Origin of the sequence: Cupriavidus sp. H18C1 (genome assembly GCF_049311595.1) — a bacterium.
In the GTDB taxonomy this organism is placed as follows: Bacteria; Pseudomonadota; Gammaproteobacteria; order Burkholderiales; family Burkholderiaceae; genus Cupriavidus; species Cupriavidus cauae.
Genome location: NZ_CP186009.1, coordinates 526,862 through 543,660, shown reverse-complemented (window position 1 = coordinate 543,660; position 16,799 = coordinate 526,862). Strand labels below are relative to the sequence as shown.

The 16,799-nt window shown below is 68.3% G+C and carries 8 protein-coding genes and 5 pseudogenes; 10 read left to right on the top strand and 3 right to left on the bottom strand.

The window, feature by feature from the left end:
• Positions 1–148 precede the first annotated feature (148 nt).
• The 3 genes from OJJOAM_RS18265 (at position 149) to OJJOAM_RS18255 (ending at position 3,944) form a co-directional block, all read left to right on the top strand.
• The gene (locus OJJOAM_RS18265) at positions 149–1,432 is read left to right on the top strand and encodes an NCS2 family permease (protein ID WP_422650958.1); all 1,284 of its coding nucleotides are present in this window, start codon (positions 149–151) and stop codon (positions 1,430–1,432) included.
• 536 nt (positions 1,433–1,968) lie between these two features.
• Positions 1,969–2,448, top strand: coding sequence for a hypothetical protein (locus tag OJJOAM_RS18260; protein ID WP_422650643.1), 480 nt, complete (start codon positions 1,969–1,971; stop codon positions 2,446–2,448).
• A 125-nt stretch (positions 2,449–2,573) separates the two neighbouring features.
• Positions 2,574–3,944, top strand: a complete 1,371-nt coding sequence (locus OJJOAM_RS18255) for a sigma 54-interacting transcriptional regulator (RefSeq protein WP_422650642.1) — start codon at positions 2,574–2,576, stop codon at positions 3,942–3,944.
• A 69-nt stretch (positions 3,945–4,013) separates the two neighbouring features.
• Here OJJOAM_RS18255 and OJJOAM_RS18250 read toward each other — a convergent pair whose 3' ends face one another.
• Both OJJOAM_RS18250 and OJJOAM_RS18245 read right to left on the bottom strand, forming a co-directional pair.
• Complete coding sequence (locus OJJOAM_RS18250; RefSeq protein WP_422650641.1) at positions 4,014–4,154, bottom strand: hypothetical protein; 141 nt, start codon at positions 4,152–4,154, stop codon at positions 4,014–4,016.
• Positions 4,155–5,285: 1,131 nt separating this feature from the next.
• Positions 5,286–5,468 carry a hypothetical protein gene (locus OJJOAM_RS18245; protein ID WP_422650640.1) on the bottom strand — a complete coding sequence of 61 codons (183 nt, stop codon included), beginning with the start codon at positions 5,466–5,468 and terminating at the stop codon, positions 5,286–5,288.
• Between the two features lie 424 nt (positions 5,469–5,892).
• On the opposite strand from OJJOAM_RS18245, the pseudogene OJJOAM_RS18240 reads away from it, so the two are divergent.
• A pseudogene (locus OJJOAM_RS18240) lies at positions 5,893–6,865 on the top strand (YihY/virulence factor BrkB family protein).
• 159 nt (positions 6,866–7,024) lie between these two features.
• A pseudogene (locus OJJOAM_RS18235) lies at positions 7,025–8,600 on the top strand (peptide chain release factor 3).
• 133 nt (positions 8,601–8,733) lie between these two features.
• Here the strand turns inward: OJJOAM_RS18235 and OJJOAM_RS18230 are convergent.
• Positions 8,734–10,975: pseudogene (locus tag OJJOAM_RS18230) on the bottom strand (TonB-dependent receptor family protein).
• A gap of 368 nt (positions 10,976–11,343) precedes the next feature.
• Between OJJOAM_RS18230 and OJJOAM_RS18225 the strand changes: the two are divergent.
• From OJJOAM_RS18225 to ngg, 5 genes and pseudogenes are all read left to right on the top strand, one after another.
• Positions 11,344–12,606, top strand: coding sequence for an MFS transporter (locus OJJOAM_RS18225; protein ID WP_422650639.1), 1,263 nt, complete (start codon positions 11,344–11,346; stop codon positions 12,604–12,606).
• Positions 12,607–12,981: 375 nt separating this feature from the next.
• Positions 12,982–13,266: pseudogene (locus OJJOAM_RS18220) on the top strand (N-acetylglutaminylglutamine amidotransferase); the annotation flags it as partial.
• A 79-nt stretch (positions 13,267–13,345) separates the two neighbouring features.
• Positions 13,346–13,423: pseudogene (locus OJJOAM_RS18215) on the top strand (hypothetical protein); the annotation flags it as partial.
• Between the two features lie 118 nt (positions 13,424–13,541).
• Entirely contained in the window at positions 13,542–14,765 is a 1,224-nt protein-coding gene (locus tag OJJOAM_RS18210) for an N-acetylglutaminylglutamine amidotransferase (protein ID WP_422650638.1), read from the top strand.
• Between the two features lie 134 nt (positions 14,766–14,899).
• Entirely contained in the window at positions 14,900–16,795 is a 1,896-nt protein-coding gene (ngg, locus tag OJJOAM_RS18205) for an N-acetylglutaminylglutamine synthetase (protein WP_422650957.1), read from the top strand.
• Positions 16,796–16,799 lie beyond the last annotated feature (4 nt).

Sequence of the window (16,799 nt, the reverse complement as noted above, 5' to 3'; positions counted from 1 at the left end):
CCAACGCGCCGGAAGGAGGCTCTTGCCTTTGCGAGAGACGGGACAAAACGATACAGGAGACACAGCATGTCGATGCCCGAACCCCTTTCCGAACCCAACGACACACCCGCCATCGCGGCGCCGGCGCGCCGCTCCCCCGCTCGAACGCCTGTTCAAGCTGAACGAGCACCAGACGGACGTGCGCACAGAGATACTGGCCGGCGTCACGACCTTCCTGACGATGGCGTACATCATTTTCGTCAACCCGACCATCCTGGGCGATGCGGGCATGCCGAAGGACGCGGTGTTCGTCGCCACCTGCGTGGCCGCGGCGCTCGGTACGCTGATCATGGGCTTCTACGCCAACTATCCGATCGCGATGGCGCCGGGCATGGGGCTCAATGCCTATTTCGCCTACACCGTGGTCAAGGGCATGGGCCTGCCGTGGGAAGCTGCGCTCGGCGCGGTGTTCATCTCGGGCTGTCTGTTCCTGCTGGTGACGCTGCTGCGTGTGCGGGAGATGATCGTCAACGGCATCCCGCATTCGATCCGCGTGGCGATCACCGCGGGCATCGGGCTGTTTCTCGCCATCGTTGCGCTGAAGAACGCCGGCATCGTCACCGCCAGCCCCGCCACGCTGGTCACGCTCGGCGATCTGCATCAGCCCTCGGCGGTGCTAGCCATCGTCGGCTTCCTGGCAATCGTCGCGCTCGACCGCCTCAAGGTGAAGGGCGCGATCCTGATCGGCATCCTGCTGACCACGCTGCTGAGCTTCGCTTTCGGGGGCAACACCTTCCACGGCATCGTGTCCGCCCCGCCGTCGATCGATCCGACCCTGTTCAAGCTCGACATCACCGCCGCGCTGTCGATCGGCATCATCAATGTGGTGCTGGTGTTCTTCCTGGTCGAGCTGTTCGATGCGACCGGCACGCTGATGGGCGTGGCCAATCGCGCCGGCCTGCTCAAGGCCGGCAAGATGGATCGGCTGAACAAGGCGCTGATGGCGGACAGCACCGCCATCATGGCCGGCTCCTTCCTCGGTACCTCGTCGACCACGGCCTACATCGAAAGCGCCTCGGGCGTGCAGGCCGGCGGCCGCACCGGCCTGACCGCGGTGACGGTGGCCGTGCTGTTCCTCGCCTGCCTGTTCATCGCCCCGCTGGCCGGCACCGTGCCGGCGTACGCGACCGCCCCGGCGCTGCTCTATGTCTCCTGCCTGATGCTGCGCGAACTGGTCGACATCGACTGGAACGACGCCACCGAAGTGGTGCCGGCGGTGCTGACGGCGCTGGGCATGCCGTTCACCTATTCGGTCGCCAACGGCGTCGCCTTCGGCTTTGTGACGTATGCGGGCCTGAAGCTGCTGACCGGCCGGGCCAAGGACGTGCCGATCATGGTGTGGATCATCGCCGCCGTGTTTGTCTTCAAGTTCTACTACCTGCCCGGCCATTGAGTTGGCGGCAGCGCTTCGCAGCCAGGGCGGCCACGGCCGCCCTTTTTCATGCCCATCGTCCGGGATGTCCGCCGAAACGTTCGAATTTTCGCTGCAAGGTCAGGGCACCGTACCCGTTTCTGCGTGCGCCGCAGCAGGGCGGAACGCCGGCACCGTACCCGTTTCTGCGTTCAAGGTAAGTGCTTATTTACCTTGCGGACCATGATGGGCCGCCGTTGTTACCGTCATACCGAAGGATGATTTTGGATGCATGCCCCGCGTGGGGGCTAGACAAACGAAGCCAAATGCACTGAACTAGAGGCAAGCTATTCCGGGGGCGCTTCGAGGCGCCCCTTGTTGACTCCGGGCAACGGAGTGCGCCAATGGCGCGACGCAGACCCATTCGATCCGCTCGAAGCGGACGTACAGACAGACCGCCTGCAGGCGGCTTCGCCTCCACGACGAGAGCATGCGCGAAGCGTGCCGAAACAATAAGCGGAACAAGTGGTAATCGCGAACGTGTAGTGCCGGGGGATGTTGTTCAACGGGGAAGAATCATGACCGCAGGAGAAGTCCATCGGCCCGTTCTCGAGCCGACTCGATCCGCCACGCCTTCGATTACCCGCGCCTGGAGCCATCTGGCCGATGTTGCCGGCGCCAAACCCGAGCACGATCCCAGCCAGTCCCATCGCGAGCATCGCGACGAATCCATCGCCGATGCGGTCGCCGCCGTGCTGGCGGCCGACGACAGCGTGCCACCGAACGTCCGGCAGGCCATCGAAGGCCTGTTGCAACGCCACCGCCAGCTCGAAGCCGATGTTGCCCGCCTGCGCGCCCAGCGCGAGGAATGGATCGTCAACGTGCTGACCTATCAGGCCCTCTATCACCGTTATTCCGGCCAGACGCTGCATGCCCCGAGCGATCGCCTGATGCGTGAGCGGGACAGCATGCGCCGCACCATCCGTGAACAATTGCGCAGCGGCACGACGCCGACCGCGATGTTCGATCTCCCTCCCCACAGCGTATCGAGCGTGTAATGGCGGCCGCCCACATGGGTGCGCAGCCGCACCGCATACAACTGGACCGCAGCCCGATCCCGTCCGCCAGCCGGCGCAGCGAGACCGTGCGGCATGCGGCCACGCCAAACGCGCGGGAGAACGGGATGGACCGACTCAACAAGCCGACATCGCGGGCCGCGCAGGTCCTGGTGGTATCGCGACAGCAGAACTTCGGCATCGACGCGAGCCAGTTCGGACCCGGTTGGGAGATCCGCCACCATCACCAGTTGCGCGACCTGCCACGGGTCGTGCGCAGCAGCGCGCCCATGGCGGGCGTGCTCGACCTGGAGAGCGACTACACCGATGCCGAGATCGCGCTGCTCGAGCAGAGCCTGCAATGCCTGCACGTGATGTGGGTCGCGATCACCTCGCCGCAGCGGCTCGAGGACGAGCGGGTGCGGCGCCTGATCCGCGACTATTGCGTCGACTACGTGCGCGTGCCGTTCTCCTACAGCGAGCTCGCCTACACGCTCAAGCACGCGCACGGCATGGCCACGCTGCACGCCGCCCGCGGGCCCGACACGGCGGTGCAGGGCAAGATGATCGGCGAATGCGCCCCGATGCGGGCGATGTTCCGCTCGCTGGCCAAGGTCGCGCACAACGACGCCCCGGTGTTCATCTCGGGCGAGTCCGGCACCGGCAAGGAACTGGCCGCGCAGGCCATCCACGAAGCGTCGAACCGGCGCAAGGGGCCGTTTGTCGCGATCAACTGCGGCGCGATCCCGCCGCACCTGGTGCAGTCCGAACTGTTCGGCTACGAGAAGGGCGCCTTCACCGGCGCCAACCAGCGCAAGATCGGCTGGATCGAGCAGGCGCAGGGCGGCACGCTGTTCCTCGACGAGATCGGCGATCTGCCGCTGGAGAGCCAGGTCGCGCTGCTGCGCTTCCTGCAGCAGGGCATGATCACGCGCCTGGGCGGCCATCAGTCGATACCGCTGGACCTGCGCATCATCTCGGCGACGCACGTGGACCTGGTCGCGGCGCAGGCCGAGGGGCGCTTTCGTTCCGACCTGTTCCACCGGCTGTGCGTGCTGACGCTGTCGATCCCGCCGCTGCGCGAGCGCGGCGAGGACATCCTGCTGCTGGCCAACGCCGTGCTCGCCGAGCATGGCCACGAGGCCCATCGGCGCATCCGCGGTTTCTCGCCGTGCGCGACGCAGGCGATGATGCAGTACGGCTGGCCCGGCAATGTGCGTGAGCTGATCAACCGGGTACGGCGCGCGATCGTGATGACCGACAATCGCAAGATCACCGCCGAGGACCTGCAACTGCACGGCAACAGCGACGCGCCGCGCAAGACCCTCGACGCGATCCGCGAAGAGGCCGAGCGCGAGGCCATCCGTTCGGTGATGGCGAGCCACGGCTTCCACGTGGTGCCCGCCGCGCGCGAGCTCAACGTGTCGCGGGTCACGCTCTACCGGCTGATGCACAAGCACAATATCCGCGTCGAAGGCCAGTCGAGCCACGCCGAGTAGCGGACCGCCGAGACAGCGGCAATCACCGGGGCCGACGATTCGTTGGCCCTTTTTCATGGCGCTTGCCGCTCAGCGCCGCGGCGCCAATGACGAGGCCGGCTTCCAGCATCCCGATCCCAGGCCGCCACCGTAGCCGACCACATTGTCCGATGCCGCCAGCAGATCGATCGGCAGGCGGGCCACCTGCCGTGTCTTGCCGTCGTCGTCCACCGCGGGCCGCTGGCCGCGTGCCTCGTCGTCCTGCGCCCCCGGCGCCGAGCACGCCCAGCGACAAACCGAAGCCCTTGACGTAGATATCGTTGCTCAATGCCGTATGGCTGTGGATCTCGGCATCGTCGGACCGGTCCAGATGGCTGAAGCTGCCGGCCGCGGCGCCGCTACAGAGCGCGGCCATGGCAGCGAATGCGCAAAGCTTGGTTTTCATTGTCTCTCTCCTCCCTGATCGGATACGGACGACCCCGCAGCGCTGCGGCGCGTGGACAGGCCGACCGGTGGGCGGCCCGTGGCCGCCGACGATCCACGGAAGGGCGGCTATCGCCGTGTCCGGCTGCGGAAGGCCGCGATCGGCAGGACGCGGTTGGACTCCATGCAGAACGACGATGTCGCCCGGTGCGGCAACCGCGGCGCAGGCAATAGCGGGGGCGACAGCAGTTGCAATACCGACGGCGCGGCACGCGCCGGACGCTGGGCGCGGCGTCGTGCCGTCATGCGTGCTGGAGGGTGACGCATGGTGGGGCGCTCTCCCGTGGCTGAAGCGTAGGTCCTGGCTCTCCACGGCCTGTTGCGACAAGCGTGCCAAGATGCGCCCGCCGTTGTCCCCGCTGGGTTTGCGGCGATGGGCCGCGAGCGCGAGGCATCGCCCTGGACGGACCGGTCCGATTCTGTTGCGGCCCTGAAACCGGGGTGGCGGCGGCTGCCCGCACGGTGTTTCCGTCCCGGCCATGCCGTCGACGCCAGGACGGTGGCCGACGGCGCGCCGGCACAACGGCACGGGCGCCGGCATCCGTCCAAAGGAGGAAATTCGGATGAAGTCGGGGCAGGAAACGGCGCGGCGGGCTCGCCGATACGGGGGAAGTCCCGTGCTTTCGCCACGCCGCGCAGGCGAGGGCGGAGCGGTTACACCCGCTTAACGCACCGGTGCGGGCGGGTGCGGACGGGCGAAAAGCGCGACGGCCGCACACGGTGCGTCCACAACCCTCGCCAAACACTCACAGGAACGTCCGCAGAAACGGGTACGCCCCGGGCCGCGACCGCCAATCGGCGGTCCCGAACCGCGGCCCCAACGCGACCGCGCAGCGGTGGCGCTCCAGCCGCGGCCTCCAACGCGCCCGCGCATCGACGTCATTCCTTGCGTGCCGGCGGATTGGTCGAAGGGGCGGTGTCGGCGGCGGGCGTGTCGCCCGAAATCGGCTTGGGGCCGGGCTGGCTGCGGTCGCAGCCGGCGGTCGCAAGGATGGCGGCGATGCCCAGCGCTAGTGTGCCGAGCCGGAGAGCGGGGAAGGGTGCGATCGGAAAACGGATCACGGTACCTCCTGAAGGAGAGAGAAGAGACGAAAGACGCGGCGGCGGAATGGCGCGCCGCCCGCTTTTACTCTAGCAGTTGGTCGCGGCCGGCCCTTGCGCCCGCTCTTTCACAGGCCCTCGCGCAATCCCTTGTACTGACGCTCGCGCCAGCCCTTGCACCCGCCCCTGTACCGGCTCTTGCAACGACTCTTGCACCGGCTCTTGCAACGGCTCTTGGAACGACTGTTGCAACGACTCTTGCAACGACTCTTGCACAGGCTCTCGCGCCGCCTTCACCAGCCCTTGCCCTGAGCGCGGCTTGGGCACCGGCGCCAGGCGCGGTATCCTGAACGCTGCCCCGCCGGGCCACACGCCCGGCGGTGGCAGGACCCCAGCCCATCCGGACCTCAGCCCACCGACCAAGCCAGGGAGCGCCTTCTTGCCGATGTACCCACCCGATCCCGAGCACCGCAACGGCCGCTGGCACGGCCTGGCCCGCATGCTGCCCGACCGTCATACCCTGCACCGCACCGCAATGGTGGTCACGGGCGCCGTGCAGGCCTGGTTCGCGCACCGCGCCGCCAGCAAGGGCGCCGCGCTGTCGTTCTACATGTTGTTCTCGCTGGCGCCGATCCTGGTGCTGGTGATCTCGATCGCGGGGCTGTTCTTCGGCGCCGAAGCGGCGCGCGGCGAGATCTTCGCGCAGCTCGAGGGCCTGCTGGGTACCCAGGGCGCGGCGGCGATCCAGCAGATCCTGGCCGCCACGCATCGCGCCGGCGGCAGCGGCGTGGCCGCGCTGGTCGCCACCGGCATCCTGATCGTCGGCGCGACCAGCGCCTTCGCCGAGCTCAAGGCCAGCCTCGACGATATCTGGGAGGCCGACGCGACCCCCTGCCAGCGGCTGGCGCTCGCTGGTGCGCACGCGGCTGCTGTCGTTCAGCCTGGTGCTGGTGCTGGCGTTCATGCTGCTGGTGTCGCTGGTCGTCAATGCCGCGATCGCGGTGGTGCAGCGCTTCTGGGACGGCATGTGGTTCGAGTCGTGGCTGGCGCCGGTCGCGACCACCATCTCCAACGGCTTCTCGTTCGCCGTGGTCACCGCGCTGTTCGCGGTGGTGTTCAAGATGCTGCCGCGCGTGCGCGTAACCTGGCGCGACGTGACGATGGGCGCGGTGATCACGGCGGTGCTGTTCTCGGTCGGCAAGCGCCTGATCGGCATCTACCTGGGCAACAGCGCGGTGGCGTCCTCGTACGGCGCGGCCGGTTCGGTGGTGGCGCTGATGCTGTGGGTGTACTACTCGGCCCAGATCTTCTTCTTCGGCGCCGAACTGACCCATCAGTACGCGCTGCAATTCGGCAGCCTGCGCGAGCGGCAGCGCCGCGGCGAGGTGCCGGAACCGGTCAGCGCCGGGAACCGGTAGAATAACGGCCCATTCCCTCGGGCGCTCCGCCGCGACAGCCGATCCCAAGCCGGCCGCCGCGGAACGCGACACACCAGGCGCGGTGCGATCGGCTTCGCCATCGCCTCTGCCGCGCCCTCCGGGTCCCGATCCATCCGCCTGCCATCCGAACGTCCTACCGTGAGCTCGCTCGTATCTGAAATTGCGCGTCGTCGCACCTTTGCCATCATTTCCCACCCCGACGCCGGCAAGACCACGCTGACGGAAAAGCTGCTGTGGTTCGGCGGCGCGATCCAGGTCGCCGGCGAGGTGCGGGCGCGCAAGGCCGACCGCCACGCGACCTCCGACTGGATGGAGCTGGAAAAGCAGCGCGGCATCTCGGTGACCTCGTCGGTGATGCAGTTCCCGTACCGCGAGCACATCGTCAACCTGCTCGACACCCCGGGCCACGAGGACTTCTCGGAAGACACCTACCGCACGCTGACCGCGGTCGACTCGGCGGTGATGGTGATCGATTCGGTCAACGGCGTCGAGGCGCAGACCATCAAGCTGCTGAACGTCTGCCGGCTGCGCGATACGCCGATCCTGACCTTCATCAACAAGCTGGACCGCGAAGGGCGCTCGCCGATCGAGCTGCTCGACGAGATCGAGGACGTGCTGAAGATCCAGTGCGCGCCGATGACCTGGCCGATCGGCATGGGCAAAGGCGTTCCGCGGCGTCTATCACCTGATCGACGACAAGGTGCAGCTGTTCGATCCGCACGGCGAGAAGGGCACCGCCGCCATCCTGGACGGGCTGGACAATCCCGAACTCGACCGCGTGCTCGGTTCGCAGGCCGAGGAACTGCGCGTCGAGATCGAGCTGGTGCGCGGCGCCTCGCACGCCTTCGACAAGGACGCCTTCCTGGCCGGCAAGCAGACCCCGGTCTATTTCGGCTCGGCGATCAATAACTTCGGCGTGCAGTCGCTGCTCGACGCGCTGTGCGACCTGTCGCCCTCGCCCCAGCCGCGCGCGACCGACAGCCGCACGGTGCAGCCCGAGGAAGCCAAGTTCAGCGGCTTCGTGTTCAAGATCCAGGCCAACATGGACCCGCGCCACCGCGACCGCATTGCGTTCGTGCGGGTCTGCTCCGGCCGCTTCACGCGCGGCATGAAGCTGCTGCACGTGTCCGCGGGCAAGACGGTGGCGATCAACAACGCGATCACCTTCATGGCGCAGGACCGCAACACCACCGAGGAGGCCTACGCCGGCGACATCATCGGCGTGCCCAACCACGGCACGATCCGCCTGGGCGATGTCTTCACGGAAGGCGAGGCGCTCAAGTTCACCGGCATCCCGTCGTTTGCGCCGGAACACTTCCGCCGCGCGCGGCTGAACAATCCGCTGAAGGTCAAGCAATTGCAGAAGGGCCTGCAGCAGCTGGCCGAGGAAGGCGCGACGCAGATGTTCCGCCCGATCGCCTCGAACGAGCTGGTGCTCGGCGCGGTCGGCATCCTGCAGTTCGACGTGGTGGCGCACCGGCTCGAGCACGAGTACGGCGTCGACGCCATCTTCGAATCGCACGAGTGCGCGACCGCGCGCTGGCTCAAGGGCGACCCGGCCGAGATCGAGAAGCTGATCGAGAAGGCCGGCCACAACGTCGCGCTCGACGGCGCCGGCGACCACGTCTATCTGGCGCCGAGCATGGTCAACCTGCGGCTGACGCAGGAACGCTTCCCGAACCTGCAGTTCATGGAAACGCGCGAGATCGTCTAGGCGGCGCGCGCCGCATCGCCGTCCCCCGCTCAGCAGGGGGATTCAGCGTCTTGCCCGCGGACACGCAACGTGCCCGGGGCAAGCGCGCAGCAGGCCTGGCTTCAAACCCCGCCCCAGCCAGCGCAAACTCCGCTCAGAACGCCAACGTCGCCTGCACGTAGAACGTGCGCGGCATGCCGACGTACTTGCCCAGGTTGTTGTCGGTCGAGCGCGTGAAATAGCGGCGATCGAACAGGTTCTTGACGCCCACCGCCAGCTTCAGGTTCGACATCGACTTGCCGAAGTCGTAGCCCAGGCGCATGTGCACCAGCGCATAGCCGGGGGATGTCGCCATGTTGGCCATCGGGAGTCTCGACGGTCTGATATGGGTCGTCGCCGTTAGGATCGCCCGGCGAATGCTGGCGCGACTGCGCGAAGCCATCGACGTTCAGCGTCCAGCGGTTGCGGCTGTAGCGCACGCCGGCGGTGGCCACATGGCGCGAATAGAACGGCAGGTCCCGCCCGGCGAAGGTGCCGTGGTTGTACGTGGCCTCGGTATAGGTGTAGCCCGCATACGCCGACAGGCCGGCCAGCGTCTTCGACAGCGTGCCGAAGTCGTAGCGCAGCGAGCTCTCGACGCCGCGGTGGCGCGTCGCGCCCAGGTTCGTCCACGCGTCCGGGCTGCCCATCGTGCCGCCACGCAGCTGCAGCTCGTCGTCGAAGTCGATGTTGAACAGCGTCAGCTCGCCGCCCCAGCCGTTGGCGTTGAAGTGCGTGCCGAGCTCGTAGGTCTTGGCCTTCTCCGGCGCCAGGCCGTTGGTGGTCTGCGCGATCTGGAAGTACTGCAGCGGGCCGAACGAGACGCCGGCATTGCCGAACAGCTTCCAGTTGTCGCTGACGTGGTACATCACCGCCAGCGAGGGCAGCGGCTCGTCCGACTTGATGTCGGTGCGGCGCTGCGTGAAATGGTCCGTGATGTTCGAGCGGATCATTTCATAGCGCAGGCCCGGCGTGATGGTCCAGTTGCCGACGTTGATGGTGTCGTCGATATAGACCGCGTTCGCCGTGGTGCCGCCGCTGCGCCATTGGTACATCGGCGAGGCGATCGTGGTCGGATCGACCGTGCCCGGCGTGTAGAACGCCGTGCGCGATGCCTGCTCGTCGCTGGCCTCGCGCAGGTAGCGGTAGCCGACGCTGACCTCGTGGCTCATGTTGGCGCCGCGGAACAGCTGCGAATAGCGCGGCTCGACGGCGAACGTGTGGTAGTGGCGCGGGAACGAGCCAAGGCGACGGCGGCCGGCGCTCTCGCTCTCGATCTGGCTGCCGCGGAAGCTGTCGGTGTAGTAGGTCAGCACCTCGAACTTGCGGTTGTTGTCCTGGTGCGAATACTTCAGCGAGACGTCGCTGCGGCGGCCGGCGAAGGTATCGTAGGGCCGTACCGACTGGAACGGATCGGCGGCGTACTGCGCGGCGGTCAGGCCGCCCGGCATGTCGGCCAGCGCCTCGTAGTAGTGATAGCTGGCGGTGATCTGGTCCGTGCTGGAGATGCGGTACGAACCCTTGAGCATCAGGTCGTCGATATCGACGCGGTCGTTGCTTCGGCGATAGCCGTCGCCGTGCACGCCCGAATACATCAGCGCGCCGCCGAGGCCATTGTCGTTGGTGCCGCCGATGAAGACGCTCGGCATGGTCTTCACCTTGCCGCCGTGCGTCGCCACCTCGGTCTCCACCGAAGCCTGGGCCGCGAAGGTCTGCGGAATCGGCCGGGTCACGAAGTTGATGATGCCGCCGACGTTTTGCGGGCCATAGCGCACCGAGCCGGCGCCGCGCACCACGTCGATGGTGTCGATATTGCCCATCGACAGCGGGGCCATCGACAGCTGCGGCTGGCCGTAGGGCGCGACCGCCAGCGGAACGCCGTCCAGCAGCACGGTCGAGCGGGGCGACAGCCGCGAGGCCAGACCGCGCACGCCGACGTTCAGCGAGATGTCGCTGCCGCCGGTGCCGTTGCTGTCCTGCACCTGCACGCCCGGCATGCGGCGCAGCACCTCGCGCACATTGGTGGCGCCGCTTTCCTCGATGGTCCGCCGGTCCGCGATCGTGCGCGCACCCGGATGCTCCAGCACCTTGGTTTCGTTCGGCTGATCCAGCCAGTTGCCGACCACCGTCACCGTGCTCAGCGTCTTGTCGGCGTCCGCGGCGGCCGGGGCGGCTTGCGCCTGAACTTGCGCCTGAGCTTGCGCCTGGGGCTGCGTCTGAGCTTGCGCCTGAAGTTGCGTGTGCGCCTGCGGCGAAGCCTGGGCGATCACGACGGGCTCGGCCGAACGGGCCGGGGACGACAGGCACAGCAGGGCGACGCCGGCGGCTGCGGCGGTCAGGCGGAAAGCGGCTTGCAAGGTCGGATCCTGAAGAGAGGCGGGAAAGCGGCGAAAGCGGGTCGGGATCGCGCGATGGCGCGGTGACCGGACCGCGATCGGGTGAAAGCGACATCACGGCGTCGGCGTCACCCAAGAAGCGGCGAATTATAAATGCGAAGCATTCTCAAGCGTGGCAAAGCTGCCCCGCCGTGATGGTCGACGTTGCACGAGGCCAACACCGCGCTGCCAGCAGGGATTCATGTAACGTCCAGCGCGCCTGGCGCCGCTCCGCTAGAATTGCGGCTTGCCGGCGAGGCAAGCCATGCGCCACCCATGGCCCCTGCACCGGCGTCCCGCTGTCCCGGCAGCCGCCACCGCACAAGGCGGCGCCGCTTCTCTCTCCCGCCATGCCTCCCACCCCTGCCAGCAGCACCCCGGCTGCCTCCGATCCGGATTCGGTCTTTCGCGACCCCGGTTTCCGCATGTTCTGGTGCGCCCGTCTCTGTACGACGATCGGCTACCAGATCCTGACCGTGGCGGTGGGCTGGCAGATGTACGACCTGACCGGCGATGCGCTGATGCTGGGACTGGTCGGCCTGGTGCAGTTCCTGCCGTCGGTGGTGCTGCTGCTGATGTCGGGCCACGTCGCCGACCGCTTCGACCGCCGCCAGATCGTGCGGATCTGCCAGCTGACCGAAGCGGCAATTGCCCTCGGCATGGCGGCGGCGAGCCTCGCCGGCTGGGTCCGGCACGAACACATCTTCGTGTTCGTCGCGCTGCTCGGCGCGACCCGCGCCTTCGAAACCCCCACGCTGCAGGCGCTGCTGCCCAGCGTGGTAACGCCGCGCCAGCTGCCGCGCGCGGTCGCGCTGTCGAGCTCGGCGACGCAGACGGCGATCATCGTCGGCCCGGCGCTCGGCGGCTTTGCCTATGTGGCGGGCCCCGGCGTGGTCTACGGCATCGGCGCGCTGCTGTTCCTGGCGGCCGCCACGCTGATCACGCTGCTGAAGCTGCGGCAGCGGCCGCAGCGGTTGACCGCCCCGGTCAGCATCAGCACGCTGTTCGCCGGGTTTGCCTATATCCGCGGCCGGCCGGTGCTGCTGGGCGCGATCTCGCTGGACCTGTTCGCGGTGCTGCTGGGCGGCGCGACCGCGCTGCTGCCGATCTACGCGCGCGACATCCTGCATACCGGTCCGTGGGGCCTGGGGCTGCTGCGCTCGTCGCCGGCGATCGGCGCGCTGGCCACCGCGATCTGGCTGGCCCGTCATCCGCTCGAACGCAAGGTGGGCCGTGTGATGTTCGGCGCGGTGGCGCTGTTCGGCCTGGCGACGATCTGCTTCGGGCTGTCGACGCTGCTGCCCTTGTCGATGCTGGCGCTGGTGGTGCTGGGCGCCTCGGACATGATCAGCGTGGTGGTGCGCTCGACGCTGGTCCAGCTCGATACGCCGGACGACATGCGCGGCCGCGTCGGCGCGGTCAACTCCGTCTTTATCGGCGCCTCCAATCAGCTCGGCGAATTCGAGTCCGGCGTGACGGCGGCCTGGCTGGGTCCGGTCGGCGCGGTGCTGCTCGGCGGCATCGGCACGCTGGTGGTGGTGGCCGTGTGGATGCGGCTGTTCCCGGCGCTGGCGAACCGCAACCGGCTCCACGACAGCCCCGGGGCTACCTGAATCCCGCCTGATTCCGCCCGGAGTTCGACCAGAGTTCGACCGGAGTCCGACCGGAGTCCGACCGGAGTCCCAGCCGACCGTACCCGTTTCTGCGTGCGGCCACGCTGCTGAAAGCGACGCCGGCGGCACTCTTTCCAAAATTTTTCCAATCCGCTGCAGCCCTTGCCCAGCAAGGGCTCGCGCCCGTTCGCCCGGGCCGTGCCAAATATTCACGGAAACCATTTCTCCATCGATCTGTCCCGAAAATATTGTCAATTTCGATTATCTGTAGGCGAATTCCGACATTGCGTCGGATGAGCGCGGGCAGAACCCGGCATCGCCCCGTGCGATAAGCAAGGAGGTCCCGCGCGCCTGCGGGAAGGGAGCAGACCATCGATGTGCGGTATCGCAGGAGAAATACGTTTCGATCAACAGATGGCGGACCTTCACGCCGTGGCCGACATGGCGCGGGTGCAGGCCGCGCGCGGCCCTGACGGCGAAGGCTTGTTCGGCCTGGGCCGGCGCGCCTTCGGGCATCGGCGCCTGCGGATCATGGATCTGTCCGAGCGCGCCCATCAGCCTTTCATCGACAACGCGCTGGGGATGGGCATCGTCTTCAACGGCGCGATCTACAACCACCACGCGCTGCGCGAGGAGTTGAGCGCGCGCGGCTACACCTTCTCGTCGACGGGCGACACCGAGGTCATCATCAAGGCCTGGCACGCCTGGGGCCCCCGCGGCGCTCGATCGCCTGGCCGGCATGTTCGCGTTCGCGCTGTGGGAGCGCGACACCGGCATCACGCACCTGGTGCGCGACCGCCTCGGCATCAAGCCGCTGTACTACAGCCAGGACGCGCGGCGCCTGCGCTTTGCCTCGACGCTGCCGGCGCTGCTGGCCGGCGGCGACATCGATACCGCGCTCGATCCCATCGCGCTGCATCACTACCTGACGCTGCATGCCGTGGTGCCGGCCCCCCCATACGATCGTGCAGGGCGTGCGCAAGCTGCCGCCCGCCACGCACATGACCGTGCAGGCGGACGGCCGCACCGAAACCCGTACTTGGTGGCGGCTCGACTTCGTCCACGACGCCGCCGACGAGGCGCGCTCCTTCGAGGAATGGCGCGACATGACGCTGGCCGCGCTGCGCGACGCGGTGCGCCTGCGTACCGTCGCCGACGTGCCGGTCGGCGTGCTGCTGTCGGGCGGCGTCGACTCCAGCCTGATCACCGGCTTGCTCGCAGAAACGGGTACGCCCGACCTGCGCACCTATGCGATCGGCTTCGAGGCGGCCGGCGGCGAGGCCGGCGACGAGTTCCACTATTCCGATCTGGTGGCCCGGCATTTCGGCACGCGCCACGAGAAGATGATGATCCCCGCGGCCGATCTGCTGGACGCCTTGCCCAATGCGATCCACGCGATGAGCGAGCCGATGGTCAGCCACGACTGCGTGGCCTTCTATCTGCTGTCGGCCGCGGTGGCGCGCCACAGCCGCGTGGTGCAGAGCGGGCAGGGCGCCGACGAGGTGTTCGGCGGCTACCACTGGTATCCGCCGCTGGCGGCCAATACCGATGCCGACGGCGGCGTCGCGGCCTACCGCAAGGTGTTCTTCGACCGCACGCAGTCGGAGATGGCCGAGCTGCTGTCGCCGCAATGGCTGGCCGACGATCCGAGCGGCCGTTTCCTGGCGGCGCATTTCGCCATGCCGGGCGCCGACAGCGCGATCGATCGCGCGCTGCGGCTGGACACCACCGTGATGCTGGTCGAGGACCCGGTCAAGCGCGTCGACAACATGACGATGGCGCATGCGCTGGAGGCACGCGTGCCCTTCCTCGATCACCGGCTGGTGGAGCTGGCCGCGCGCATGCCGGCGCGTCACAAGATCGCCGCGGGCGGCAAGCACGTGTTGAAGGAAGCCGCGCGGCAGGTCATTCCCGCCGAGGTGATCGACCGCCCCAAGGGCTATTTCCCGGTGCCGGCGCTGAAGTACCTGCGTGGTCCCTTCCTCGACTACGTGCGCGGCCTCATCGACAGCGACGCGGCACGCCAGCGCGGCCTGTACCGGCCCGGCGTGGTCGAGTCGATGCTGGCCGACCCCGACGCCCACATCACCCCGCTCAAGGGCTCGAAGCTGTGGCAGGTCGCGCTGCTCGAGGGCTGGCTGCAGTCGCATGGCCTGTGAGGCCGGCCATGACTGGCGACCGACCGGCAGCCCCCCATTCTGACGATGAAGCCAACGGCCGCCGCGCGCGGCCGCTGCCCCGTGTCGGCAACGACAGGGGCCGGAACACGGACAACAACGAGGAGAAAGATCGAATGTCGACCGTCAATGCGGAAGTCCGCCCAGCCACGAAGCCTTCGACCAAGCCGTCGACCAAGCCGTCGGCCAAGCCCTCGGTACTGGCCGATTCGCTCCATCTCGGCGCGCCCGCCGGCGCCGAAGGGCAGCCGCCGCGCGCCGTGATGCACGACGCCGGCGGCGCGCCGGTGCAGCAGGATCCCGCCGTGCAGCCGAGCCCCGCGCCCGCGCCGGTGTCGGCGCGCCCCAATGCGATGCTCGATTGCGGCTGGGGCCGGCTGATGTTCGCGCCGTCGTTCGAATCGCCGGCGCGGCTGGCCGCCGAGCTGCAGCAGGAAGCGCCGGGCCGGCGCGATATCGCGCTCTACGTGGAAGCGCCGCAACTGCTGCTGGCCGAGGCGCCGCAGACGCTGTTCCTCGACCCGTCGCTGCTGTTCCGCCGCACGCTCGAGGACGGCGATGCCGCCGCGGCGGCGATCGGCGGGACCTCGACCGGCGTAACCGGCGCGGCGGGCGTCACGATCCGGCGCCTGACGACGCGCGCCGATATCGCCGCGATCAACCGCCTCTACGCGGCGCGCCACATGGTGCCGCTCGACCCCGCCACGGTCTGGCGCCAACGCGACCACGACGCGGTGGTCTATCTGATCGCCGAGGACGAATCGACCGGCGACATCATCGGTTCGGCGATGGGCGTCGATCATCTGCTGGCCTTCGGCGACGAGCGCGGCGGCAGCAGCCTGTGGTGCCTGGTGGTCGATCCGCAGACGCATCTGGCCGGCGTCGGCCAGGCGCTGGTGCGCGAGCTGATCGCGCTGTTCGCTTCGCGCGGACGCAAGCATCTCGATCTATCGGTGCTGCACGACAACCAGCATGCGATCGGCCTGTACCACAAGCTCGGCTTCGTGCAGGTCGACGGCTTCGTCGTCAAGCACAAGAACGCGATCAACGAGCCGCTGTTCGCCGGCTCGAGCGAGTGCGACAACCTCAATCCGTACGCCGCGCTGATCGTCAAGGAAGCGCGCCGCCGCGGCATCGGCGTCGAGATCATCGATGCCGATGCCGGCATCTTCAGCCTGCGCTACGGCGGCCGCGAGATCCTGTGCCGCGAGTCGCTGTCCGAGCTGACCGGCGCGGTGGCGATGACCTGGTGCCAGGACAAGGCGCTGACCCGCAAGCGGCTGGAGCAGGTCGGACTGAAGGTGCCGGCGCAGCGCCAGATCGGCACCGATGCCGAGAACCTGGCCTTCCTCGCCGAGCACGGTTCGGTGGTGGTCAAGCCTGCCTTCGGCGAACAGGGCCGCGGCATCAGCGTCGACGTCCGCACCGAGGACCATCTGCGCAGCGCGATCGAGACCGCGCACCAGGAGGGCGGCACCGTGCTGCTCGAATCGTTCTGCCCGGGCCAGGACCTGCGCATCGTGGTGATCGGCTACGAGGTGGTTGCCGCGGCGATCCGCAAGCCGGCCGAGGTGGTCGGCGATGGGCAGGCCGACCTGAAGACGCTGATCGAGCGCCACAGCGCGCGGCGCAGCGCCGCCACCGGCGGCGAGAGCCGCATTCCGCTCGATGCCGAGACCGAGCGCTGCCTGGCGGCGCAGGGGCTGACGCTGCAATCGGTGCCCGCCGCGGGCGAGCGCGTGCCGGTGCGCAAGACCGCGAACCTGCATACCGGCGGCACGCTGCACGACGTCACCGGCCAGTTGCATCCGGTGCTGCGCGAGGCCGCGCAAACGGCGGCGCGCGCGCTGCGCATCCCGGTGGTCGGCCTGGACTTCCTGGTGCCGGCCGCCGACCAGCCCGAGTACGTGATCATCGAAGCGAACGAGCGGCCGGGCCTGGCCAATCACGAGCCGCAGCCGACCGCGGAGCGCTTCGTCGATCTGTTGTTCCCCCTTTACTTCCTGAGCTAATTCC

Bases quoted from the DNA above. Each gene is read 5' to 3' on its own strand.
- OJJOAM_RS18255 (WP_422650642.1), top strand. From the start codon at position 2,574: ATGGACCGACTCAACAAGCCGACATCGCGGGCCGCGCAGGTCCTGGTG.
- OJJOAM_RS18210 (WP_422650638.1), top strand. From the start codon at position 13,542: ATGCCGTGGTGCCGGCCCCCCCATACGATCGTGCAGGGCGTGCGCAAG.
- OJJOAM_RS18225 (WP_422650639.1), top strand. From the start codon at position 11,344: ATGCCTCCCACCCCTGCCAGCAGCACCCCGGCTGCCTCCGATCCGGAT.
- ngg (WP_422650957.1), top strand. From the start codon at position 14,900: ATGTCGACCGTCAATGCGGAAGTCCGCCCAGCCACGAAGCCTTCGACC.
- OJJOAM_RS18260 (WP_422650643.1), top strand. From the start codon at position 1,969: ATGACCGCAGGAGAAGTCCATCGGCCCGTTCTCGAGCCGACTCGATCC.